Below are 23,752 nucleotides of genomic sequence, written 5' to 3'. Positions count from 1 at the left end.
GGGCTTCATCTCACATTACAACCATCGCCGTTGCCATTCCGCTTCGAACCACCTGCCGCCTGCGCTGTTTGAGCAGCAAGCGGCTTAATGCTCCTACAGAGCGGTTCAAAAAAACTGAACCACTACACCGTAGGCTGCGATCTTTTGATCTTTTCGGCATAACCCCTATTCAAAACCAATCTCCCCACAAACGGCATTCCGTCTATTCGTTAGCGTCCTATCTGGAGAATCTGGCTGATCGGAACTAAATTTCACTTGGCGCCAGTCAGGCACTGAAGCTTCACCTGCGAAAGGATGGAATCGGCTATGAACAGGTTGCTACGCGTTGTATTGCTATTGAAGGTGTTGGTGATGCTGTCTCTCGGCAGTGCGGCGGCGTTGGCCGAGTGTGAGGATCACGAGACGCAGGCGTCGAGCGGGCTGGGTGGGCATGGCGAACTGATGATCGCCAAATCCGAATCGGAGCCCGGTGATCAGGGGCAGGGCGGCAGCGCGGACGATGACGACTCGACCACCGAGGAACCGGACAGCGACGACGAAGCCGGGGCTTAAATGACAGGCAAAAGAAAACCCCTCCTGCCGGACTGATGCGCAGCCCAGGTAGAAGGGGTGTGGTCAACTAGTACGAACGCCGCAAACCCTGTGGGAGCGGGCTTGCTCGCGAAGAGGCCGTGTCAGGCGACATCACTGTTGAATGACACACCGCTTTCGCGAGCAAGCCCGCTCCCACATTTTTATGCCGCGCCGTCGAGGAACTGCTCGGCATAGTGGCAAGCCACCTGGCGGGTGTCGACCAGGCGCAGGAGCGGTTCTTCCGTGCTGCAGCGCTCGGTCGCGTACGGGCAGCGCTTGTGGAAAGCGCAGCCGGACGGCGGGTTCAGCGGGTTGGGCAATTCGCCGACGATCTTGATTTTCGGCTTGTTCGGGTCCGGGTGAATGGTCGGGGTGGCCGACAGCAGCGCCTGGGTGTACGGGTGCAGAGGACGCTCATAGATGTCGTTCTTCGGACCCATTTCCACCGGGCGACCGAGGTACATCACCATCACGTCATCGGCGACGTGTTGCACCACCGCCAGGTTGTGGGAGATGAACACGTAAGCGGTGTTGAACTCTTGCTGCAAGTCCATGAACAGGTTCAGCACCTGCGCTTGAATCGACACGTCCAGCGCCGAGGTCGGCTCATCCGCGACCAGCACTTTTGGTTGCAGCATCATTGCGCGGGCCAAAGCGATCCGCTGACGCTGACCACCAGAGAACATGTGCGGATAACGCTGGTAGTGCTCGGGACGCAAGCCCACCTGCTTCATCATCGCCTGGACTTTCTCGCGACGTTCGGCGGCGGAAAGGTTGGTGTTGATCAGCAGCGGCTCGCCAAGCTGGTCACCGACTTTCTGCCGTGGGTTCAACGACGCGTAAGGGCTCTGGAACACCATCTGCACGTCTTTACGCAGTTGCTTGCGCTGAGCCTTGTCGGCACCGGTGACTTCCTGCCCGGCGATTTTCAAGGAGCCGGAGGATGGCTCTTCGATCAGCGTCAGGGCACGGGCCAGGGTGGATTTGCCGCAGCCTGATTCGCCGACGACAGCGAGGGTCTTGCCGGCTTCCAGTTCGAACGACACACCGTTAAGCGCACGTACGGTCGCATGGCCCTTGAACAGGCCGCGGGACACTTCGTAGTGACGGGTCAGGTCGCGGGCGGTAAGTACGACGGCCATTACGCCACCTCCTGATTCAGCGGGTAGAAGCAGCGGGCGAGGCTGTTACTTTTCGGGTCGAGGGTTGGACGTTGTTGACGGCAGGTGTCCTGCACATACGGGCAACGCGGCGACAGCAGGCAACCCTGCGGACGGTCATAACGACCGGGCACGATGCCCGGCAGCGTCGCCAGGCGGGTGGCGCCCAGGCTGTGTTCCGGAATCGCCTTGAGCAGCGCTTCGCTGTACGGGTGCGCCGGAATGTCGAACAGCTGTGGCACCTGACCCACTTCGACCGCTTGGCCGGCGTACATCACGCACACGCGCTGAGCGGTTTCGGCCACGACCGCGAGGTCGTGAGTGATCAGCACCAGGCCCATGTTCTGCTCTTTCTGCAGGGCCAACAGCAGGTCCATGATCTGCGCCTGAATCGTTACGTCCAGTGCCGTGGTCGGTTCGTCGGCGATCAGCAGTTTCGGTTCGCCGGCAATCGCCATGGCGATCGCAACACGCTGGCTCATGCCGCCGGACAGTTGATGCGGGTAAGCATTCATACGGCTGGCGGCGCCCGGGATTTCAACTTTTTCCAGCAGTTCGATGGCGCGTGCGCGGGCTTGCTTGCCGGACATTTTCAGGTGCAGGCGCAGCACTTCTTCGATCTGGAAACCGACGGTGTAGCTCGGGTTCAGCGCGGTCATCGGGTCCTGGAAAACCATCGCCAGGTCTTTGCCGACAATCTGCCGACGCTGACGGTTGCTCAGCTTGAGCATGTTCTTGCCGTCGAAATTCAGGGCGTCGGCGGTGACGATCCCCGGGTGCTCGATCAGGCCCATCAGCGCCATCATGGTCACGGACTTGCCGGAACCCGATTCGCCAACGATGGCCAGCACTTCGCCCTTGTCCACGGTAATGTCGAGACCGTCGACCACCGGAACGGCGTTCTTGTCGCCGAAGCGAACGTTGAGATTCTTGATTTCTAACAGTGACATTTGAATCTCCTCAGGCGGCGTTCTTGAGTTTCGGGTCCAGCGCATCGCGCAGGCCGTCGCCCATCAAGTTGATTGCCAGCACGCTGAGCAAAATGGTCAAACCAGGCAGACTTACCACCCACCAGGCGCGTTCGATGTAGTCGCGAGCCGAAGCCAGCATGGTGCCCCACTCAGGGGTTGGCGGTTGTACGCCAAGGCCGAGGAAGCCCAGTGCGGCGGCATCGAGGATCGCCGAGGAGAAACTCAAGGTCGCCTGAACGATCAGCGGCGCCATGCAGTTAGGCAGCACGGTGACGAACATCAGGCGTGGCAGACCGGCACCGGCCAGGCGCGCGGCAGTCACGTAGTCGCGGTTCAGTTCGCCCATCACCGCGGCGCGGGTCAGACGAACATAGGACGGCAACGAAACCACGGCGATGGCAATAATGGTGTTGATCAGGCCAGGGCCGAGGATGGCGACAATTGCCACTGCCAGCAGCAGAGACGGCAGGGCCAGCATGATGTCCATCAGACGCATGATGGTCGGGCCGAGCAAGCGCGGGAAGAACCCGGCGAACAGACCCAAAAGGATGCCCGGAATCAGCGACATTACCACCGACGACAAGCCGATCAGCAGGGACAGGCGCGAACCGTGGATCAGCCGCGACAGCAGGTCGCGACCCAGTTCATCGGTGCCGAGCAGGAACTGGATTTGCCCACCTTCCAGCCAGGACGGCGGGGTCAGCAGGAAGTCGCGGTACTGCTCGCTCGGGTTATGCGGCGCAACCCAAGGGGCGAACAGGGCGCAGAAAATTACCAGCAGCATGAACATCAGGCCGGCGACGGCGCCTTTGTTCTTGGAGAACGCTTGCCAGAATTCTTTGTATGGAGACGGATACAGCAGGCTTTGATCGACTGCTACCGCTGGAATTGAAGTGGTCATGGTCATAATAATCTCAGCGCTGGTGACGAATGCGTGGGTTGGCAAAGCCGTAGAGGATGTCCACCACGAAGTTGACCAGAATCACCAGGCAGGCGATTAACAGGATGCCGTTTTGCACCACGGGATAGTCCCGTGCGCCAATGGCTTCGATCAGCCATTTGCCGATGCCGGGCCAGGAGAAGATGGTTTCGGTCAGGACCGCACCGGCCAGCAATGTGCCGACTTGCAGGCCGACCACGGTCAGTACCGGAATCAGCGCGTTACGCAGGCCGTGAACGAACACCACGCGCGACGGCGACAGGCCTTTGGCGCGGGCGGTACGGATGTAGTCTTCACGCAGCACTTCGAGCATCGAAGAACGGGTCATCCGCGCGATCACTGCCAGCGGAATGGTACCGAGCACAATGGCCGGCAGGATCAGGTGATGCAGGGCATCGAAGAACGCACCGACGTCATCGGCCAGCAGCGTGTCGATGAGCATGAAGCCGGTCCGCGGCTCGATGTCATAGAGCAGGTCGATCCGCCCGGACACCGGGGTCCAGCCCAGTGACACCGAGAAGAACATGATCAGGATCAGGCCCCACCAGAAGATCGGCATCGAGTATCCCGCCAGGGAGACGCCCATCACCCCGTGGTCGAACAGGGATCCTCGCTTGAGTGCCGCGATCACCCCGGCCAGAAGGCCCAGGATGCCGGCGAACAACAGGGCGGCCATGGACAGTTCCAGGGTCGCGGGGAATAGAGAAGTGAATTCGCTCCAGACACTTTCACGGGTACGCAGGGATTCGCCAAGGTCGCCATGGGCCAGTTTGCCAACGTAATCCAGGTATTGGGCATACAGGGGTTTGTTCAGCCCCAGGCGTTCCATTGCCTGAGCATGCATTTCGGGGTCGACTCGACGTTCGCCCATCATTACTTCCACGGGGTCGCCTGGAATCATGCGAATCAACGCGAAAGTCAGCAAGGTGATGCCGAAGAACGTGGGGATCAATAACCCCAATCGGCGGGCAATAAAACTAAACATCTTGTGGTGTACCTCATCAGCCGGTTAGGCGTGCCTGGCGTCCCTGGGGTCAGGGACGCCGGGAGTTTTCTTATCTACTTCACCTGGGTGGTGGCGAAGTTATTAGTGGTGAGCGGGCTAATGTGATAGCCCTCTACGTTGTTGCGCATTGCGGTGAACATACGGGTGTGCGCCATGCTGATCCAAGGCTGGTCCTGGTTAAAGACTTCTTGGGCTTGCTCATAGAGCGCTGCGCGTTCCGCCGGGTTTACTTTGGCCCGGGCTTCATCGATCAGCGCCTGGAACTTTTCATTGCACCAACGTGCGTAGTTTTCGCCGTTTTTGGCGGCCTCGCAACTGAGCATAGGCGTCAGGAAGTTATCCGGGTCGCCGTTATCGCCCGCCCATCCGGCAGAAACCATGTCGTGCTCGCCGTTTTTCGCGCGCTTGAGCATTTCGCCCCACTCCATGACGCGAATATCGACCTTGATCCCGACCTGGGCCAGGTCAGCCTGCATCATCTGTGCGCCGAGCATCGGGTTCGGGTTGGTTGGACCGCCTCCGTTACGGGTGAACAGGGTGAATGTGGTGCCTTCCGGTACACCGGCTTCCTTGAGCAGGGCGCGAGCCTTGTCCAGATCACGCGGCGGATTCTTCAGGTCGTGGTTGTAGCCCAGCAGGGTGTCCGGGTACGGATTGACCGCCACGGTCGCATTGCCTTTGCCGAACAGCGCGTTGACGTATGCGGCCTTGTCGAAGGCGATATCGATGGCTTTACGTACGCGCACATCGCTCATGTACTTGTGCGAGGTGTTCATGGCGATGTACGAGACCGTCATCGCGTTCAGTTCATCGACACTCAGTTTGGCGTCTTTCTTGATGCTCGGGATGTCATCTGGCTTGGGATACAGCGCAATCTGGCATTCGTTGGCTTTCAGTTTTTGCAGGCGCACGTTGTTGTCTGTGGCGATGGCCAGGATCAGCGAATCAGCCGGTGGCTTGCCACGGAAGTAATCCGGGTTGGCCTTGAAGCGGACTTGAGCGTCCTTGTTGTAACGCTGGAAAACGAACGGGCCGGTGCCGACAGGCTTGTTGTTCAGGTCGCCGGTCTTGTTGGCCTTGAGCAGTTGGTCAGCATATTCGGCAGAGTAGATCGAGGAGAAGGCCATGGCGATGTCGGCCAGGAACGGCGCTTCGCGGCGGGTCAGGGTGAAGGTGACCGTGTTGTCGTCGATCTTCTCGACACTTTTGAGCAGTTCCTTGAAGCCCATGCTTTCAAAGTACGGGAAGCCCACGCTCGACAGTTTGTGCCACGGGTGATTCGGGTCCAGCTGACGCTGGAAGCTCCAGACCACGTCGTCGGCGTTCATGTCGCGGGTCGGCTTGAAGTATTCGGTGGTGTGGAACTTGACGCCTTTGCGCAGGTGGAACGTGTAGGTCAGACCGTCTTCGCTGATGTCCCAGGAGTCGGCCAGTGCCGGAATCACTTCAGTGGTGCCAGGCTTGAAGTCCGCCAGACGATTGAAGATGGTTTCGGCCACCGCATCGGCTGTGACTGCAGTCGTGTACTGGACCATATCGAAGCCTTCCGGACTGGCTTCGGTGCAGACCACCAGGGGTTTGGCCGAGACGCCAACAGCGACACTCAGCAACGCGGCCGCGATGGCCGCACGTAGGGGAAGCATTTTCATCAAAGAACCCTCTGCAATCGGTTAAAGGACAAAAGCCGAACGGCCGATTCGTCACTGAATCAGCCGTTCGGCAGGTGCATTACAGGATGTTGAACGGGATGGTGGTCACGAGACGGAACTCGTTGATGCTGCCGTCACCCTGGTTTTCACTGGCGCGGTGAGCGGTGTAGGTCGCGCGAACAGTGGTGGCCTTGAGTGGGCCGCTCTGAATGGCGTACGTAGAACCGATGCCGTATTCGTAGTGGGTCTCGCCGTCCATGTTTTTCACGTCATAGGCGGTACCGGTGTAGTGAGTACCGTCGATGCCCCAGCCACGCGCCTGGTAGATGTTGAACTTCAGGCCTGGCACGCCGTATTCAGCCATGTTCAGGCCGTAGGCGATCTGGAAGGATTTCTCGTTCGGGCCGTTGAAGTCCGACAGCAGGGAGTTGGCCAGGTAGATGCCGTTGGTTTCGTGCAGGTAGTCGAAGTACTCGTTACCGTTAATTTCCTGGTACGAGAAGCTCAGGGTGTGAGCCTGGTGAGTCAGGCCGAACGACAGGGAGCCAGCTTGGTTGTCGATTTCGCCCAGCAGTTTTTTGCCTTCGTCGACGGTTTTGTAGTAGTTCAGGCCGGTGGTCAGGCTCAAAACCGAACTGTCACCCAACACGTGGCTGGCGCCGAAGTAGTACTGGTTCCACAGGTCTTCAGCCTGGGTGCCCCAGAGGCTGGTGGTCAGGCTGGCGAACGGCTGGTAGGTGATACCGCCGGTGTTGACGTGATCGGTTTCAGCGTTGGAGTCGCCGTATTCGGAGCGGAATTTGCTCAGGCTTTCTTCGGTACGCGGCGAAACGCGGTCAAAGGTCCCCAGGTCGAAAGCCAGGTTATTCAGCTCTTCGCTGTGGATCGCCACACCTTCGAAGCTCGAAGGCAATGGACGGTTGCCGATCACATCGACTTGCGGGCTGCTGAAGTTCATGCGGCCGGCGGTCAGGGTGGTGTTGGAGACACGGGCCTTGACGTTGGCCAGGCCGATTTTGCTCCACTGACCTTGAGCGTCGCCGCCTTCTTTGGTCAGGGTACGGTTGTTGCCCGCGCCTGGACGCGTGCCCGGTGCGCCGCCGTTGTTGGACGCCAGGTTCTCGCGGTCACGTTCCAGAGCAATGGCGTTGTAGGCCGCTACTTCTGTGCTGAAACCCACGGTGCCTTCGGTGAAGCCCGAGTTGTACTTGACGATGGTGCCCTGGAGCCAGTTGATACGACGATCAGTCGGGGTCGCTACACCGTCTTTACGGTAAGTGAACTTGCCACCACGTTTCAGTTGTTCGTTGGCGTACCAGTTACGCGTGGTGCCGGTGACCGTACTGCCTTCGATAAAGCCTGTTGCATCGGCTTGAGCGCTTTTGGTGTTGACCGTAACCGGGGTGAATTCCTGGCTTTGGGTTTCTGCGTACGCCGAGGCGGTTACGCTGCTGATGGCCAGGGCCAATAACGCGGTGCTACTCAGTTTCATGGGGTGAAGCTCCTTTCTTTCTTTTATTAATGCCGGTCTTTTTTGGTGATCCGGCTATTTGGTTTGGAACTCATACAAGGCATCGCAAACGTTTGCTGTAGGCCGAATTGACGAATTACGGCAATACGCTTGCGTGAGGGCGAAATGCGCCCCCAGCGTTTCTGGCTAATCGGTTATTTTTCTATGCTGACGCCCGAGAACACGTTACGACCGAAAGGACTCACCTTGAATCCTTCGATTTTGGCGCTCAACGGCTGGTTGACCGTCGAGTGGGCGACCGGCGTAATCGGCACCTGCTGCTTGAGGTACTGTTGCGCCTGTTTGTAAAGCACGGTGCGCTGGTCGCGGTCAGTGACGACCTTGGCCTGCTTGATCAGCTTGTCGTAAGCCGGATCACACCACATGGAGTAGTTGTTGCCGCCAATGGCGTCGCAGCTGTAAAGCGTGCCGAGCCAGTTGTCCGGGTCCCCGTTGTCACCGGTCCAGCCAATCAGGCTGACGTCGTGCTCGCCATTCTTGGTGCGCTTGATGTACTCGCCCCATTCGTAGCTGACGATCTTCACTTTGAGGCCGATTTTTGCCCAGTCAGCCTGGAGCATTTCGGCCATCAACTTGGCGTTGGGGTTATACGGGCGCTGGACCGGCATGGCCCAGAGGGTAATTTCAGTGCCTTCCTTCACACCGGCAGCCTTGAGCAATTCCTTGGCTTTTTCCGGGTTGTAGGCGGCGTCTTTAATGGTCTCATCGTAGGACCATTGGGTCGGTGGCATGGCGTTGACCGCCAGTTGACCGGCACCTTGATAGACGGCGTTGAGAATCCCTTGCTTGTTCACCGCCATGTCCAGCGCCTGGCGCACTTCGAGCTGGTCGAAAGGCTTGTGACGCACGTTGTAGGCGATGTAGCCGAGGTTGAAACCGGGCTTCTCGATGAGCTTGAGTGTCGGGTCGTTCTTCAGCGCGGTCACGTCGGCAGGGCGCGGGTGCAGGGTGATCTGGCACTCGTTGGCCTTGAGCTTCTGCACCCGCACCGAAGCATCGGTGTTGATGGCGAAAATCAGGTTTTCAAGCTTGACCCGGTTCGGGTCCCAGTACTGCTTGTTGCCGGTGTAACGGATGTTGGAATCTTTCTGGTAGCTCTTGAACACGAACGGCCCGGTGCCGATCGGCTTCTGGTTGATGTCGCTCGGCTTGCCTTCGGCCAGCAGTTTGTCGGCGTATTCGGCGGACAGGATGGCGGCGAAGCTCATGGCGATGTTCTGGATGAACGCGGCGTCCACGCTGTTGAGCGTCATGAGCACGGTCAGCGGCCCGGTCTTCTCGACCTTGGCGATGTTCTTGTTCAGGCTCATCCCGTTGAAATACGGGAACTCGGTCGGATAAGCCTTTCGGAAAGGTTGCTGCGGATCGAGCATGCGATTGAACGTGAACAGCACGTCATCGGCATTGAAATCACGGGTCGGCGTGAAGTATTTGGTTGTGTGAAATTTCACCCCTTCGCGCAGGTGAAAAGTGTATTTGAGGCCGTCCTCGGAAATATCCCAGCGAGTGGCCAGGCCTGGTACGACGTTGGTGGCGCCTTTTTCGAACTCTGCCAGTCGGTTGTACAACGGCTCGGCGGCGTCATTGTCGGTCGCGGTCGTGTACTGCGCGGTGTCGAAGCCAGCGGGGCTGCCTTCGGAGCAGAACACCAGGCTGTTATTGGCGGCCTGGCTGATGGAAGTGGCGGCCAGCAGACCGGTGCCCAGCAATGCGGATAAAACCAAGGTATGGCGCATGACGCTCCCTTTTCTCTTTCTCTAAGTGTTTTTCAATGACCCGCCACCTCGTCCGGGGACGTGGAGGCATCACTGATCTCAAGCCATGACAGGCAGCAAAAACCGAGAGCCCACGCACGAACTGGTCAGATCCCGACGGTAGGAGCCGTGGGTCTGGCAGTAAATGCGTAGAGTCCTAAAGACTCGTAGGAAAAGGCAACGCGTCCGACGCCGCTGCTGTAATACTCAGCGGAATTGGATGTAGGTGGTTTCCTACTTTCTCGGCAGATAAAACAACGGCGACGTCAAAAACGTCGCCGCTGCAAAACCTTATTTGCTGACGCTGACGCCGTAGAAGGAGTTCAAGCCAAACGGGCTGATCTTGAAGTCCTGCACGTTGTCGCGCATGGGTTGGAACACCGTCGAGTGAGCGATAGGTGTCATTGGAACGGCATCTTTGAGGACGTGTTGCGCCTGCTTGTACAGTTCGGTGCGCTTGGACTGATCGGTCGTGCGCTTGGCTTCTTTCACGATGCCGTCAAACTTCTTGTCGCACCACTTGGAGAAGTTGTTGCCTTGCAGAGAGTCGCAGCCGAACAGCACGTTCAGCCAGTTGTCCGGGTCACCGTTGTCGCCGCTCCAGCCAATCAGCATCGCGCCGTTTTCGCCGCCTTTGGAGCGCTTGATGTACTCGCCCCACTCGTAGGTCACGATCTTGGCCTTGATACCGACCTTGGCCCAGTCGGACTGCAGCATTTCAGCCATCAGCTTGGCGTTCGGGTTGTACGGACGCTGCACCGGCATCGCCCACAGGTTGATCTCGGTGCCTTCCTTGATGCCAGCTTCCTTGAGCAGCTCTTTGGCTTTCTCAGGGTTGTACGGCGCATCCTTGATGGTGGTGTCGTAAGACCACTGGGTTGGCGGCATGGCGTTGACGGCCAGTTGACCAGCACCCTGGTAAACGGAATCGATGATCTGCTGTTTGTTGACGGCCATGTCCAGTGCCTGACGCACTTTCAGTTGGGCCATCGGGTTCGGCTGATCGCTGCCCTTGATCTTGTCCATCACGTTGTAGGCGATGTAACCCAGGTTGAAACCAGCCTGGTTAGGCACTTTCAGAGTCTTGTCTTCCTGAAGAGCCTTCAGGTCGGCCGGACGTGGGAACAGAGTGATCTGGCACTCGTTCTTCTTCAGCTTCTGGATACGCACCGACGGGTCGGTGGTGATGGCGAAGATCAGGTTGTCGATCTTGACGTCGTCAGGCTTCCAGTAGTCCTTGTTCCCGGTGTAGCGGATGTTGGAGTCTTTCTGGTAACTCTTGAACACGAACGGGCCAGTGCCGACCGGCTTCTGGTTGATGTCGGCGGCTTTGCCTTCTTTCAGCAGCTGGGCGGCGTACTCGGCGGACTGGACGGAAGCGAAACTCATGGCCATGTTCTGGATGAACGCGGCATCAACTTCTTTCAGGGTGAACTTGACAGTTTTGTCGTCGACTTTATCGATCTTGGTGATGTTGGTGTCCATCCCCATGTCGGTGAAGTACGGAAATTCGGTTGGGTACGCCTTACGGAACGGATCATCCTTGTTAATCATGCGATTAAAGGTGAACAGCACGTCGTCGGCGTTGAACTCACGAGTCGGCTTGAAGTACGGGGTGGTATGGAACTTGACGCCTTCACGCAGGTGGAAGGTGTAAGTCAGGCCGTCATCGGAGATGTCCCACTTGGTCGCCAGACCAGGAATGACAGCAGTGCCGCCACGTTCGAACTGAGTCAAACGGTTGAACATGGTTTCTGCAGAGGCGTCGAAGTCGGTTCCGGTGGTGTACTGACCAGGATCAAAACCGGCCGGGCTCCCTTCGGAGCAAAACACCAGGTTAGTCGCCGCTTGGGCGAAAGGTGCGCTAGCTAACAAGCCTGCGCCGACTAAAAACGGAATGACCGCGTGTTTAAGCATGGTGGCCTCATGATTTGTTGTCATTTTTGGAATTAGAGGACGACCTCGTGAGTCGTGCCTGCGGATACTTATGCAGGGGCCATACCCATTGCAAGATCCGGAGCGACCACAGGCGTTAAACAGTGGCACGAACGTACCTTAATGTCGCATTTGTATAAAATCAGGCGCATTTGACCGTTTGCGCAGGTTTTTTTCAGTGCAAATCGCGCACCGACAGAGGGCAGCCGGGGCGCCTGGCGCACCCGGTTGGAGCGTGGTGTTACTTATTTATACCCACACCATAGAAGGGTGTGAGGCCGAACGGGCTGATTTTGAAGTCGGTGACTTCCTTGCGCAGCGGCTGGAACACCGTCGAGTTGGCAATCGGTGTGATAGGTACTTGTTGCTTAAGGATTTGTTGTGCCTGTTGGTACAAATTGATCCGTTGCTGTTTGTCCGTGGACACTTTGGCCTGCTGAATCAATTTGTCGTACGCCGGGTCGCACCACTTGGCGTAGTTGCTACCTTTCACCGCGGCGCAGCTGTAGAGCACGCCGAGCCAGTTATCCGGATCGCCGTTGTCGCCGGTCCAGCCGTAAATCATCGCGTCATGTTCGCCGCTCTTGGCGCGCTTGATGTACTCGCCCCATTCATAGCTGACGATGTTGGCCTTGATCCCGACTTTCTCCCAGTCCTGCTGGATCATCTGCGCCGACATCCGGGCGTTGGGGTTAGATGCGCGTTGCACGGTCATGGCCCACAAATTAATAGTGGTACCGGGTGCAACCCCTGCTTCTTTCAGTAGCGCCTTCGCTTTCGTCGGGTCGTGAGGCGCGTCCTTGATGCTCGGGTCATACGACCATTGGGCAGGAGGCAGGGCGTTCTGCGCCAGTTGGCCGGCACTTTGGTAGACGGCTTTGATGATCGCGGGTTTGTCGATGGCCATGTCCAGCGCCTGGCGGACCTTGAGCTGGTCCAGCGGTGGATGAGTCACGTTGTAAGCCAGGAAACCGAGGTTGAAGCCGGCTTGCTTGAGTACGGTGAGATTCGGGTCATTCTCCATGACTTCGATGTCTGCCGGACGTGGGTAACCGCTGACCTGGCATTCGCCGGCCTTGAGTTTTTGCAAGCGTACGGCGGCGTCGGGGGTGATCGAGAACACCAGGTTGTCGAGTTTCACGTCCTCGGGTTTCCAGTAGGCCTTGTTGGCGGCGTAGCGGATCTGCGAATCCTTTTGATAACGCTTGAACACGAACGGGCCGGTGCCGATCGGCTTTTGGTTAATGTCCGCCGCTTTGCCTTCTTTTAACAACTGCGCGCCGTACTCGGCGGATTGCACCGAAGCGAAGCTCATGGCCAGGTTTTGGATGAAGGCGGCGTCGATGTTGTTCAGGCTGAAACGCACGGTGTGGTCGTCGATTTTGTCGACGCTCTTGATCGTTTTGTTCAGGTCCATGTCGGTGAAGTACGGCGACTCGGCGGGGTAGGCTTTGCGGAACGCACTTTCTGGATCGAGCAGGCGTTGGAAAGTGAACAGCACGTCATCGGCGTTGAAGTCGCGGGTCGGGGTGAAGTAGTCGGTGGTGTGGAACTTCACGCCGTCGCGCAGGTGGAAGGTGTAGGTGAGGCCGTCCGTGGATACTTCCCATTTTGTTGCCAGACCGGGTTCGACTTCGGTGCCGCCGCGTTTGAATTGGGTGAGACGATTGAAGATGGTTTCGGCCGAGGCATCGAAGTCGGTGCCGCTGGTGTATTGGCTGGGGTCGAAGCCGGCGGGGCTGGCTTCGGAGCAGTAGACCAGGGTGGTGGCGGCTTGGGCCAATGGGGCGGTTGTTGCGAGGGCAAGAGCGAGCAGGAGTGGTTTGACGGTGGTTCTTTCCATGGAGTCCCCGAGGGTTTGTGCGGTGGTGTTTTCCTGAGAGTAGCGGTGTTGGCGGGAGTCGCGGAAATACCCGTTTGTGAGGGGGACCCCTCTATCTCGGCATATTCAAGCGGGTTGTTGGCTTGGCGGCCTTATTGCCGAGTAATATTTTTCTGCTGTGTTCGATTGATCGTTCCCACGTTCTGGTCTGCACCCCAAAAGTTGGACACAACTGATGGGGTTTGGTCTGGCATAAAAAACGGCGATCACTTCGGTGATCGCCGTTTTTGTGTTCGGGTTATCGAATCAAGGCATCAACACTTCAATCGAACCATCCGCCGTCATGCTGACCTGACTCGTACCAGCTTCAACTTCCGGCGTCACCGGCGCTCCATCCATGCTCGCCGCTTTCATCATCATCGGCGCGCGCATGTACGGTTGTGGATAACCGTTGCTGTTCAAGTTCAGGCTAACGATTTTGTAACCCTTGCCACCCAATGCATCGGTCGCCAATTGCGCACGGGCCTTGAAAGCCGTCACGGCTTCTTTAAGCAGCGCATCTTCGCTGGCCTTGCGGGTTGGTGTGGCGATGGCGAAGTCCATGCCACCCATTTTCAGGTCGGTGAGCAGTTCGCCGGTCAGTTTCGACAGCGCGGCGAAGTCGGAGCTTTCCAGGCGCAGTTCGGCGCGTTCGCGCCAGCCGGTGATTTTCTGGCCCTTGGTGTCGTAGATCGGGTAGCTGTTGCGGCTGCCCTGGCGCAGGGTGACTTCCTTGACCTGTTTGGCCTGGGCCAGCGCTTTGTTCATGGTAGTGCTGACGTCGGCGGCGAGTTTGGCCGGGTCGGTGTTTTGTTCTTCGGTGTAGAGGGTCACGATCATCAGGTCGCGGGCCACTTCCTGACTGACTTCGGCACGCAGGGCGATCTGGTTGTAATGAAGTTCGTCGGCGGCCAGGGCCGGGAGGCTGGCGACGGCGCCAACGCTGAGGGCAAGAAGGGCGGCGCTGCGGCGGAAACTGTGCATGAAAACTCCTTGGACGATGCGCAGGGGTTAAGGTCCGAGCCTGCGTGAAACCATCAGACTCTAGCTTTTATGATCCGGTTCGCACAGTTACAACTTCTATACAGATCGACGCGATCTCTTGTAGCAGCTGCCGAAGGTTCGGGCCGCGTTCGGACGTTCGAGCGCGAAGCGGTCGCCATTGGGCTGACGCGTTTTGCATGAAGGAATGAGGTCTCAGGTTTTATGACCGCTTCGCAGCCGAACGCAGGCTTCGCCAGCTGCTACAAGGGCTTTGTGTTGCCTGAAGGCCTGTGGCCGTTTGCCGCACTTTTGCCTGCCAGCCCCCGTGCTTGGTTATACTCCGTGCGATCCGCCTGGAGCGCTCATCAGGAGAGCTCATGCTCGCCCCCGTTCAAATCACTTCCGCAACTCGCCAGAATCTCTGGCGGCTGACGTTCATCCGCACATTGGTGTTGGCCGCTCAGGCCGGTTCCGTGGGCCTGGCCTACTGGCTCGACTTGCTGCCGCTGCCTTGGTTCCAACTGGCCGCGACCCTCGGTTGCTCGATGCTGCTGTGTGCGTTCACGGCGATTCGCCTGCGCACCTCATGGCCGGTTACCGAACTCGAATACGCTGTGCAACTGGCTTGCGACCTGTTTATCCACAGTGCCTTGCTGTATTTCTCCGGCGGCTCGACCAACCCTTTCGTCTCTTATTACCTGGTGCCGCTGACCATCGCCGCCGTGACCTTGCCGTGGCGTTATTCGGTGATTCTGTCCGGTATCGCGTTGACGATGTACACCCTCCTGCTGGCGCGCTTCTATCCGCTGCAAACCTTCCCGATCGCTCGGGAAAACCTGCAGGTTTACGGGATGTGGCTGAGTTTTGCCCTGGCCGCGGCGGTCATCACCTTCTTCGCGGCACGCATGGCCGAAGAGCTGCGCCGTCAGGAAGAACTGCGTGCCATTCGTCGCGAAGAGGGCCTGCGCGATCAGCAACTGCTGGCCGTCGCCACCCAGGCCGCCGGTGCTGCCCATGAACTGGGCACACCGCTGGCGACCATGAGCGTGTTGCTCAAGGAAATGCGTCAGGACCATCACGACCCGATGTTGCAGGACGATCTGAGCGTGCTGCAGGATCAGGTCAAACTCTGCAAAGAAACCTTGCAGCAACTGGTGCGCGCCGCCGAGGCCAATCGTCGATTGGCGGTGGAAATGCAGGACGTCACCGATTGGCTCGACGAAGCCCTGAACCGCTGGCACCTGATGCGCCCGGAAGCCAGTTATCGCTTCCAGCGCTTGGGCCAAGGGACCGTGCCGCGCATGGCGCCGCCGCCAGACCTGACCCAGGCGCTGCTGAATTTGCTCAACAACGCCGCCGACGCTTGCCCCGAAGGGCTGCAAGTGACGCTGGACTGGAATGCCGAGGACCTGACCATCAGCATTCGCGACCACGGCGCCGGTGTGCCGCTGGCCATCGCCGAGCAGATCGGCAAACCATTTTTTACCACCAAGGGCAAAGGTTTCGGCCTGGGCCTGTTTTTGAGCAAGGCCAGCGTGACACGCGCCGGCGGCTCAGTGAAACTCTACAGTCATGAGGAAGGCGGCACGCTCACCGAGCTGCGCCTGCCCCGTGTCGCCCGAGGAGACGAACATGAGTGACGAGATCCAAGTCGAAGGCGAAGGCGAAGAACTGCCGCATTTGCTGCTGGTAGACGACGACGCAACGTTTACCCGGGTGATGGCCCGTGCCATGGCCCGCCGTGGCTTTCGCGTCAGCACCGCCGGTTCCGCCGAAGAAGGCCTGACCATTGCTCAGGCCGACCTGCCGGACTACGCCGCGCTGGACCTGAAAATGGACGGCGATTCCGGTCTGGTGCTGTTGCCCAAGCTGCTTGAGCTGGACCCGGAAATGCGCGTAGTGATCCTCACCGGTTACTCGAGCATTGCCACCGCCGTCGAGGCGATCAAGCGCGGCGCCTGCAATTACCTGTGCAAACCGGCGGACGCCGATGACGTGCTGGCCGCGCTGCTCTCCGAGCACGCCGATCTCGACACGCTGGTGCCGGAAAACCCGATGTCGGTGGATCGCCTGCAGTGGGAACACATCCAGCGCGTGCTGACCGAGCACGAAGGCAACATCTCCGCCACTGCCCGCGCCTTGGGCATGCACCGCCGCACGCTGCAGCGCAAACTGCAGAAGCGTCCCGTTCGTCGCTGAACCTGCGCTGAACGAATGCGGGCCGCTCCTCGCGACAAACCGAACCGATCATCTATGATCGGTTCGTGTGTGTTGTTTTCTTTATCGAGCCTTATCCATGAATCAGAACGCTGAATATTCCGCGGTCAACGATGCTGTGCGCGGGCAGTTTTTTCGCAAAGTCTGGGCGATGACCACGCCTTACTGGCGCAGCGAAGAGAAGGGCAAGGCCTGGACGTTGCTGATCGCGGTAATCGCGCTGTCGCTGTTCAGCGTGGCGATTTCGGTGTGGGTCAACAGTTGGTACAAGGACTTCTACAACGCCCTGCAGAAAAAGGACGAAGCGGCCTTCTGGCAGTTGATCCTGTATTTCTGCGGCATTGCGGCGGTGGCCATTCTTGGCGCGGTGTATCGGCTCTACCTGACCCAGATGCTGACCATCCGCTGGCGGGCCTGGCTCACCGAGAAGCATTTTGCCCGTTGGCTCGACAACAAAAATTACTACCAGCTGGAGCAGGGCGGTTACACCGATAACCCGGACCAGCGGATTTCCGAAGACCTCAATAAATTCACCACCAACACCTTGGGCCTGGGGCTCGGGTTGATTCGCAACATTGTCAGCCTCGTATCGTTCTCGATCATTCTGTGGGGCGTGTCCGGCAGTATCGAAGTATTTGGTTTCACGATTCCCGGTTACATGTTCTGGTGCGCGCTGGTTTACGCCGCCGTGGCCAGTTGGCTGACGCATTTGATCGGCCGTCGCTTGATCGGTCTCAACAACAACCAGCAACGCTTCGAAGCCGACCTGCGTTTCTCCATGGTGCGGGTTCGCGAGAATGCCGAAAGCATTGCGCTGTACAACGGCGAGCCTAATGAGAACCGCCGCTTGAGCAGCCGTTTCGGGATGGTCTGGCACAACTTCTGGGACATCATGAAAGTGTCCAAGCGCCTGACCTTCTTTACGTCCGGTTATGAGCAGATCGCCGTCATCTTCCCGTTCATGGTCGCCGCACCGCGTTACTTCACTGGCAAGATCGAGCTGGGTGAGCTGATGCAAATCAACTCGGCGTTCGCTAACGTCCAGGACAACTTCAGTTGGTTCATCACGGCGTACCAGGACCTTGCCGAATGGCGCGCCACCTGTGATCGTTTGCTGAGTTTCCGCCAGGCCATGACCGACAACGAAGAGCGTGCGCCGGCGATTGATGTGCAAAACCATGGCTCGGCGTTGAAGGTGCATAACCTTGGCCTCGATCTGGCCGACGGTCGTCACCTGCTGAGCAACGCCGACATGACCGTGGAGGAGGGTGAGCGCGTCATGCTCAGCGGTCGCTCCGGCAGCGGTAAATCCACGTTGTTTCGAGCGATGGGGCACCTTTGGCCCGCTGGCCACGGCAGTATTCGTCTGCCGACAGGGCGTTATCTGTTCCTGCCGCAAAAACCCTATCTGCCAATTGGCACGTTGCGTGAAGCGCTAAGTTATCCACAGCCGGGCGATACGTATCCGCACGAGCACTACGTTCATGTGCTGGAAGCCTGCCGTTTACCGCACCTCGTTGCCCGTCTGGACGAAGCCAATCACTGGCAGCGCATGTTGTCGCCGGGTGAGCAGCAACGTCTGGCCTTCGCTCGTGCGCTGCTGTACGCACCGCAGTGGCTGTACATGGACGAAGCGACCTCGGCGATGGACGAGGAGGACGAAGCGTCGCTGTATCAGACCTTGATCGATGAAATTCCGGGATTGAGCATTGTCAGCGTCGGGCATCGCAGCAGCCTGAAGCGCTTCCATCCACGGCATGTGCGTATCGAGAATGGGCATCTGGTGGACCAGACCGTGACCGCATAACACCACAAACCCTGTGGGAGCGGGCTTGGTCCGGGCGGCGTTCCGACGAAAGCGGTCTGACATCTAGCATTGATGGTGTCTGACACTCCGCCTTCGTCGGAACGCCGCCCGGACCAAGCCCGCTCCCACAGGGATAGTATTTACCGACGGTGATCGTACAACCGCGTTGAGCTATGATGCGGTTTCAGCCGCAACTTTCGAGAAAGACGTTCACCATGGAAAACCCGATCGACGCACCACGCCTCCCTCGCAAGCGCCGCAGCCTCGCTCAGGAACTGGTGACGGTGCTGTCCGAGCAGATCCGCGACGGTCACCTCAAGCGTGGCGACAAGTTGCCCACCGAGTCGGCGATCATGGATGCCCATGGCGTCAGCCGCACCGTGGTGCGCGAAGCGATTTCCCGTTTGCAGGCGGCGGGGCAGGTTGAAACCCGCCACGGCATCGGCACCTTCGTGCTCGACACCCCAAGCCCGAGCGGTTTCCGTATCGACCCGGCGACCGTGGTCACGCTGCGTGACGTGCTGGCGATTCTGGAACTGCGCATCAGCCTCGAAGTGGAGTCCGCCGGCCTTGCCGCGCAACGCCGCAGCCCCGAGCAGCTGGCATTGATGCGAGCTGCGCTGGATGCATTGAATGAAAGTGTTTCCCATGCCAGTGATGCCGTGGCGTCCGACTTCCAGTTCCACCTGCAAATCGCCTTGGCGACGGGCAACCGCTATTTCACCGACATCATGACCCACCTGGGCACCAGCATCATTCCGCGTACGCGCCTCAACTCCGCGCGTCTGGCCCATGACGACCAACAGCACTACATGAATCGTCTGAGCCGTGAGCACGAAGAGATTTACGATGCGATTGCTCGCCAGGATTCGGATGCGGCGCGGGCGGCGATGCGTTTACATCTGACGAACAGCCGCGAGCGGTTGCGCCATGCGCATGAAGAGGCAGAAGCTCAGCGGGGGTAAGTTTTCTGTCTGCGGATGATTTATTGCCTGGCAGACCGCTTTCGCGAGCAAGCCCGCTCCCACACTAGATCGTCTGTGAACACAAAATGAGTGAACACCAGACATCAAATGTGGGAGCGGGCTTGCTCGCGAAGGGGCCAGCAGCCATTACGCTATGGCTTCAGTCGGTCCTGAGAATCGAACGATCCACCCTCACGGCGCACTCCGAAGCCCCAGCCTTGGCATCGAACGCCACATGCCCATGCTCATCCACCACCGCCCGAGCAATCGGCACTCCCTTGGCCAACAACTCCAACGGCGCACCCTTCAGCGATTGCCCCGACGCCAGTTCCAGTTTCAATTTGATAGTCATCATCGATCTCCTTATCAGGCAACGTTGCCAGTGGGTTTGTAATCCTTGAGCAGCAAATAAGTGCTCCAGCCCCACCAGTCATCGACGGTGGCGGTATCGTTCAGGTTGTTGACGTCCTTGCGCCGCAGCACCTTGTTACCCTCGACCCTGAACAGCGGCGAGAAGTTGGTCGCCAGGTTCAGTACCGCTTGCAGATCAGGCATCTTTTTCAAGGCGCCGAAATTGGCGGCCGACGGGGCGATTCCACTGAGATAAGCCGCGAACACCTCATCCGCAGACACCTGAACCGCCTGATTCACCTGGGCGCGATTGGCGCTGTCGATAGCGTCGAAGTAGCGTTTGTCCCCATACGCGCGCCATTGATCGCCATTGCCATTGCGCACGTTGAGGCCGAACTTGCTGTCTTCGTCGTGCATGAATCGCGTGATCAACGAACCCAGATCGCTTGGCGTGACCACCGCTGCCAATTGTTTGCGCGGCACTCGCAGGTGGCCGGCGGAAAACAGGTCGGTCAGGTAGTGATCGGCAAAAGCGTTCATCGCATAGGCCAGTTCCAGCTGCTTTTCATCGCCGCTGGCGTGGGCCAGCACCGCGTGTTGCACCGCCGCGGTGTGCCCGGCGATGTAGGCCAGCAGCGCCCATTCGGCGAAGTGATCGGCATTGTTGGCGGCCAGTTTCAGGTAGCGGCCAAAGGGGAACAGCGCCGAGACGACACTGCCGCCGCCGGTGATTTTGTTCCACTCTTCCGACAACGTATCACCGAGGGCGTCGTAAGCCTCGTGAGGTTGTTTACCGTCTTTGATCGCCTGCTTGATCGCGGCGATTTCCTTTTGCATCACGCCGAGGATCAGCTTGGCCTCGGCGTTAGAAGCAGGCAGCACGGCCAGCGAGTTGAAGGCATTGGTAAACCGCTGGATTCGGTCGGCGCCTGTCGCGCCTTCGCTGATCGGTTGATCGGGAATTCCATAGAAATCACCTCCCAGCGCAATGACCTGGCCATAGGTCAGCGCCAGCCCATTGGGCAAATGCAGCTCCACCTGTGAAGCGGGGATAGCCGGTGCGTCCTTGACGAAACGCAGCAGGGTGCTGTCGCCGATGGCGGTGTGTTCGCCACCCTCGAACCTCAGCTGTGGCTTGCCTTTCAGGGCTTTACCGGAGGCGGTGGGTAGCGACGCGGGAAGGGCAGACGCAGAGTTGTGATGATCAGCAATCTGCAAGACCACGTGTTGGTTTTTCCCGATGAGAGGGATGCCATGCTCGGTAAAAAGATCATCCAGTTCGGCGATGACCTGGTTCGGTTTTTCCTTCGGTTGTGTGTGTAGACCTGACATTTCTATCTCCTTGATATGTCGTCGGTACGATCAAAAAATAACTGTATGTATATACAGTTGTCTGGATCATAGATGAGAAATTTCCTACGTCAAGAAAATACCTTTCCGACTCAAATTCTGCGGTTGGCGATGAAATGCAGTTGACGGTTATTATTTAAGTTGTACGATGACCTACAACTTCGGCGAAGGCTGAACGGTTTCCTCACACACATACGTCGCTATCCAGGGTGTTCGAATAATGAATCCACAAGAACTGAAGTCCATCCTCTCTTCCGGTCTGCTGTCTTTCCCGGTTACCGATTTCAATGCTCAGGGCGACTTCCATCGCGCGGGCTACATCAAACGTCTCGAATGGCTGGCCCCATACGGCGCCTCGGCATTGTTCGCCGCGGGCGGCACCGGTGAGTTCTTCTCTCTGGCGGCCAGCGAATATTCGGAAATCATCAAGACTGCCGTCGACACCTGCGAAACCAGCGTGCCGATCCTGGCCGGCGTTGGCGGTTCGACCCGTCAAGCCATCGAATACGCACAGGAAGCCGAGCGTCTGGGCGCCAAAGGCCTGTTGCTGCTGCCGCACTACTTGACCGAAGCCAGCCAGGACGGCGTTGCCGCCCACGTTGAAGCCGTGTGCAAATCGGTGAAAATCGGCGTGGTGGTTTACAACCGCAACGTCTGCCGCCTGACCGCGCCGCTGCTGGAACGTCTGGCCGAGCGCTGCCCGAACCTGATCGGCTACAAGGATGGCCTGGGCGATATCGAGTTGATGGTGTCGATCCGTCGCCGCCTCGGTGATCGCTTCAGCTACCTGGGCGGTTTGCCGACCGCCGAAGTCTACGCTGCCGCCTACAAGGCACTGGGCGTACCGGTTTACTCCTCGGCGGTGTTCAACTTCATCCCGAAAACCGCGATGGATTTCTACCACGCCATTGCCCGCGAAGATCACGCCACCGTCGGCAAGATCATCGACGACTTCTTCCTGCCGTACCTGGATATCCGTAACCGCAAAGCGGGCTACGCGGTGAGCATCGTCAAGGCCGGGGCAAAAATTGTCGGCTATGACGCAGGTCCTGTGCGTGCGCCGCTGACCGATCTGACGGGCGAAGAGTACGAAATGCTCGCCGCGCTGATCGACAAGCAAGGTGCGCAGTAACACTTTCGATTAAGCAAGGCCGCTGAGTATTCAGCGGCTTTTTGCGTAAGGTCTATTTGTTTTGAGGGACTGCCCGTGACAAATGCAAAGCGTTTTGATAACTACATCAACGGTGAATGGGTTGCGGGTAGCGATTACTCCAACAACATCAACCCGTCCGAACTGACCGATACCATTGGCGAATACGCCAAGGCTGATCTCGCTCAGGTCCACGCCGCCATCGACGCCGCTCGCGCTGCGTTCCCGGCCTGGTCCACTTCGGGCATTCAGGCGCGTCACGATTCCCTGGATAAAGTTGGCAGCGAAATCCTCGCCCGCCGCGAAGAGCTCGGCACCTTGCTGGCTCGGGAAGAGGGCAAGACCCTGCCCGAAGCCATCGGCGAAGTGACGCGCGCCGGTAACATCTTCAAGTTCTTCGCCGGTGAATGCCTGCGTCTGTCCGGCGACTACTTGCCGTCGGTGCGTCCGGGTGTGAACGTTGAAGTGACTCGCGAAGCGCTGGGCGTGGTCGGTCTGATCACACCATGGAACTTCCCGATCGCGATCCCTGCGTGGAAAATCGCCCCGGCCCTGGCCTACGGCAACTGCGTCGTCCTGAAACCGGCCGATCTGGTGCCGGGTTGCGCCTGGGCGCTGGCCGAAATCATCTCCCGCGCAGGCTTCCCCGCCGGCGTGTTCAACCTGGTGATGGGCAGCGGTCGTGTGGTGGGCGATGCGCTGGTGCAGAGCCCGAAAGTCGACGGCATCAGTTTCACCGGTTCCGTGGGTGTCGGTCGTCAGATCGCAGTCAACTGCGTGTCGCGCCAGGCCAAGGTTCAGTTGGAAATGGGTGGCAAGAACCCGCAGATCATTCTCGACGATGCCGACCTCAAGCAAGCGGTCGAGCTGTCGGTACAGAGCGCGTTCTACTCCACTGGCCAGCGGTGCACCGCCTCGAGCCGCTTCATCGTCACCGCCGGGATTCACGACAAGTTCGTTGAAGCCGTGGCTGAGCGCATGAAGTCGATCAAGGTCGGTCACGCGTTGAAAACCGGCACCGACATTGGTCCGGTCGTCTCGCAAGCGCAACTTGAACAGGACATGAAGTACATCGACATCGGCCAGTCCGAAGGTGCGCGTCTGGTCAGCGGCGGCGGTCTGGTGACCTGCGATACCGAAGGCTATTACCTCGCGCCAACCCTGTTTGCCGACAGCGAAGCATCGATGCGCATCAGCCGCGAAGAGATCTTCGGCCCGGTGGCCAACGTGGTTCGCGTCGCGGATTACGAGGCTGCGCTGGCCATGGCCAACGACACCGAATTCGGTCTGTCGGCGGGCATCGCCACCACGTCGTTGAAGTACGCCAACCACTTCAAACGCCACTCCCAGGCCGGGATGGTGATGGTCAACCTGCCGACCGCTGGCGTGGATTACCACGTTCCATTCGGTGGGCGTAAAGGTTCATCCTATGGATCCCGCGAGCAAGGTCGCTACGCGCAAGAGTTCTACACCGTGGTGAAGACCAGCTACATCGGCTCCTGACAGAAAAACTGCGGTATCGGCATCGATACCGCAACAGTTTCACCC

Annotated in this window: 19 protein-coding genes; 7 read left to right on the top strand and 12 right to left on the bottom strand. The window is 58.7% G+C overall.

Going from position 1 to position 23,752, the window contains the following annotated elements:
* The first annotated feature begins 306 nt into the window (after nucleotides 1-306).
* Complete coding sequence (locus KGB23_RS03555; RefSeq protein WP_223429888.1) at nucleotides 307-552, top strand: hypothetical protein; 246 nt, start codon at nucleotides 307-309, stop codon at nucleotides 550-552.
* A 182-nt stretch (nucleotides 553-734) separates the two neighbouring features.
* On the opposite strand, the gene KGB23_RS03545 is transcribed toward KGB23_RS03555, so the two are convergent.
* From KGB23_RS03545 to KGB23_RS03500, 10 genes are all read right to left on the bottom strand, one after another.
* Nucleotides 735-1,715, bottom strand: a complete 981-nt coding sequence (locus KGB23_RS03545; RefSeq protein WP_095129475.1) for a peptide ABC transporter ATP-binding protein — start codon at nucleotides 1,713-1,715, stop codon at nucleotides 735-737.
* On the bottom strand, nucleotides 1,715-2,683 hold the full coding sequence (locus KGB23_RS03540; RefSeq protein ID WP_223429887.1) for an ABC transporter ATP-binding protein: 969 nt from the start codon (nucleotides 2,681-2,683) through the stop codon (nucleotides 1,715-1,717). Before KGB23_RS03540 ends, KGB23_RS03545 begins: the two co-directional genes overlap by 1 nt.
* 10 nt (nucleotides 2,684-2,693) lie before the next feature.
* Nucleotides 2,694-3,605, bottom strand: a complete 912-nt coding sequence (locus KGB23_RS03535; protein WP_150658847.1) for an ABC transporter permease subunit — start codon at nucleotides 3,603-3,605, stop codon at nucleotides 2,694-2,696.
* 13 nt (nucleotides 3,606-3,618) lie between these two features.
* Nucleotides 3,619-4,629, bottom strand: a complete 1,011-nt coding sequence (locus tag KGB23_RS03530; RefSeq protein WP_008148942.1) for an ABC transporter permease subunit — start codon at nucleotides 4,627-4,629, stop codon at nucleotides 3,619-3,621.
* 74 nt (nucleotides 4,630-4,703) lie between these two features.
* Complete coding sequence (locus tag KGB23_RS03525) at nucleotides 4,704-6,299, bottom strand: ABC transporter substrate-binding protein (RefSeq protein WP_223429886.1); 1,596 nt, start codon at nucleotides 6,297-6,299, stop codon at nucleotides 4,704-4,706.
* Nucleotides 6,300-6,378: 79 nt separating this feature from the next.
* Complete coding sequence (locus KGB23_RS03520; RefSeq protein WP_150658776.1) at nucleotides 6,379-7,791, bottom strand: OprD family porin; 1,413 nt, start codon at nucleotides 7,789-7,791, stop codon at nucleotides 6,379-6,381.
* Between the two features lie 173 nt (nucleotides 7,792-7,964).
* Nucleotides 7,965-9,566 (bottom strand): ABC transporter substrate-binding protein, encoded by a 1,602-nt coding sequence (locus KGB23_RS03515; RefSeq protein WP_223429885.1) that lies wholly within the window; start codon nucleotides 9,564-9,566, stop codon nucleotides 7,965-7,967.
* 309 nt (nucleotides 9,567-9,875) lie between these two features.
* On the bottom strand, nucleotides 9,876-11,501 hold the full coding sequence (locus tag KGB23_RS03510) for an ABC transporter substrate-binding protein (RefSeq protein WP_150658778.1): 1,626 nt from the start codon (nucleotides 11,499-11,501) through the stop codon (nucleotides 9,876-9,878).
* Nucleotides 11,502-11,760: 259 nt separating this feature from the next.
* Nucleotides 11,761-13,362, bottom strand: a complete 1,602-nt coding sequence (locus KGB23_RS03505) for an ABC transporter substrate-binding protein (RefSeq protein ID WP_223429884.1) — start codon at nucleotides 13,360-13,362, stop codon at nucleotides 11,761-11,763.
* A 285-nt stretch (nucleotides 13,363-13,647) separates the two neighbouring features.
* On the bottom strand, nucleotides 13,648-14,364 hold the full coding sequence (locus tag KGB23_RS03500; protein ID WP_223429883.1) for an SIMPL domain-containing protein: 717 nt from the start codon (nucleotides 14,362-14,364) through the stop codon (nucleotides 13,648-13,650).
* A 377-nt stretch (nucleotides 14,365-14,741) separates the two neighbouring features.
* Between KGB23_RS03500 and KGB23_RS03495 the strand changes: the two genes are divergently transcribed.
* The 4 genes from KGB23_RS03495 to KGB23_RS03480 all read left to right on the top strand — a co-directional run bounded on the left by KGB23_RS03495 (nucleotide 14,742) and on the right by KGB23_RS03480 (nucleotide 19,353).
* Complete coding sequence (locus tag KGB23_RS03495) at nucleotides 14,742-16,004, top strand: ATP-binding protein (protein WP_095129467.1); 1,263 nt, start codon at nucleotides 14,742-14,744, stop codon at nucleotides 16,002-16,004.
* Complete coding sequence (locus KGB23_RS03490) at nucleotides 15,997-16,563, top strand: response regulator transcription factor (protein ID WP_008148925.1); 567 nt, start codon at nucleotides 15,997-15,999, stop codon at nucleotides 16,561-16,563. The genes KGB23_RS03495 and KGB23_RS03490 overlap by 8 nt, the downstream gene beginning before the upstream one ends.
* A 97-nt stretch (nucleotides 16,564-16,660) precedes the next feature.
* Nucleotides 16,661-18,388, top strand: coding sequence for an ABC transporter ATP-binding protein/permease (locus tag KGB23_RS03485; protein ID WP_223429882.1), 1,728 nt, complete (start codon nucleotides 16,661-16,663; stop codon nucleotides 18,386-18,388).
* A 215-nt stretch (nucleotides 18,389-18,603) separates the two neighbouring features.
* Nucleotides 18,604-19,353 carry a FadR/GntR family transcriptional regulator gene (locus KGB23_RS03480; protein ID WP_046045828.1) on the top strand — a complete coding sequence of 250 codons (750 nt, stop codon included), beginning with the start codon at nucleotides 18,604-18,606 and terminating at the stop codon, nucleotides 19,351-19,353.
* Nucleotides 19,354-19,513: 160 nt separating this feature from the next.
* On the opposite strand, the gene KGB23_RS03475 is transcribed toward KGB23_RS03480, so the two are convergent.
* Both KGB23_RS03475 and KGB23_RS03470 read right to left on the bottom strand, forming a co-directional pair.
* Nucleotides 19,514-19,705 (bottom strand): hypothetical protein, encoded by a 192-nt coding sequence (locus KGB23_RS03475; RefSeq protein WP_223429881.1) that lies wholly within the window; start codon nucleotides 19,703-19,705, stop codon nucleotides 19,514-19,516.
* Between the two features lie 14 nt (nucleotides 19,706-19,719).
* The gene (locus tag KGB23_RS03470) at nucleotides 19,720-21,036 is read right to left on the bottom strand and encodes a phospholipase (protein WP_223429880.1); all 1,317 of its coding nucleotides are present in this window, start codon (nucleotides 21,034-21,036) and stop codon (nucleotides 19,720-19,722) included.
* A gap of 238 nt (nucleotides 21,037-21,274) precedes the next feature.
* Here KGB23_RS03470 and kdgD point away from each other — a divergent pair, with 238 nt between their 5' ends.
* Together kdgD and KGB23_RS03460 are read left to right on the top strand one after the other, a co-directional pair.
* Nucleotides 21,275-22,186 (top strand): 5-dehydro-4-deoxyglucarate dehydratase, encoded by a 912-nt coding sequence (gene kdgD / locus KGB23_RS03465; RefSeq protein ID WP_046045831.1) that lies wholly within the window; start codon nucleotides 21,275-21,277, stop codon nucleotides 22,184-22,186.
* Nucleotides 22,187-22,261: 75 nt separating this feature from the next.
* Nucleotides 22,262-23,707 carry an aldehyde dehydrogenase family protein gene (locus KGB23_RS03460; protein ID WP_223429879.1) on the top strand — a complete coding sequence of 482 codons (1,446 nt, stop codon included), beginning with the start codon at nucleotides 22,262-22,264 and terminating at the stop codon, nucleotides 23,705-23,707.
* Nucleotides 23,708-23,752 lie beyond the last annotated feature (45 nt).

It is taken from the genome of Pseudomonas sp. GL-B-26, assembly GCF_019947405.1.
GTDB lineage: Bacteria > Pseudomonadota > Gammaproteobacteria > Pseudomonadales > Pseudomonadaceae > Aquipseudomonas.
Note: the sequence above shows the minus strand (reverse complement) of the source record. Positions and strands in the feature narration are given on the sequence as shown.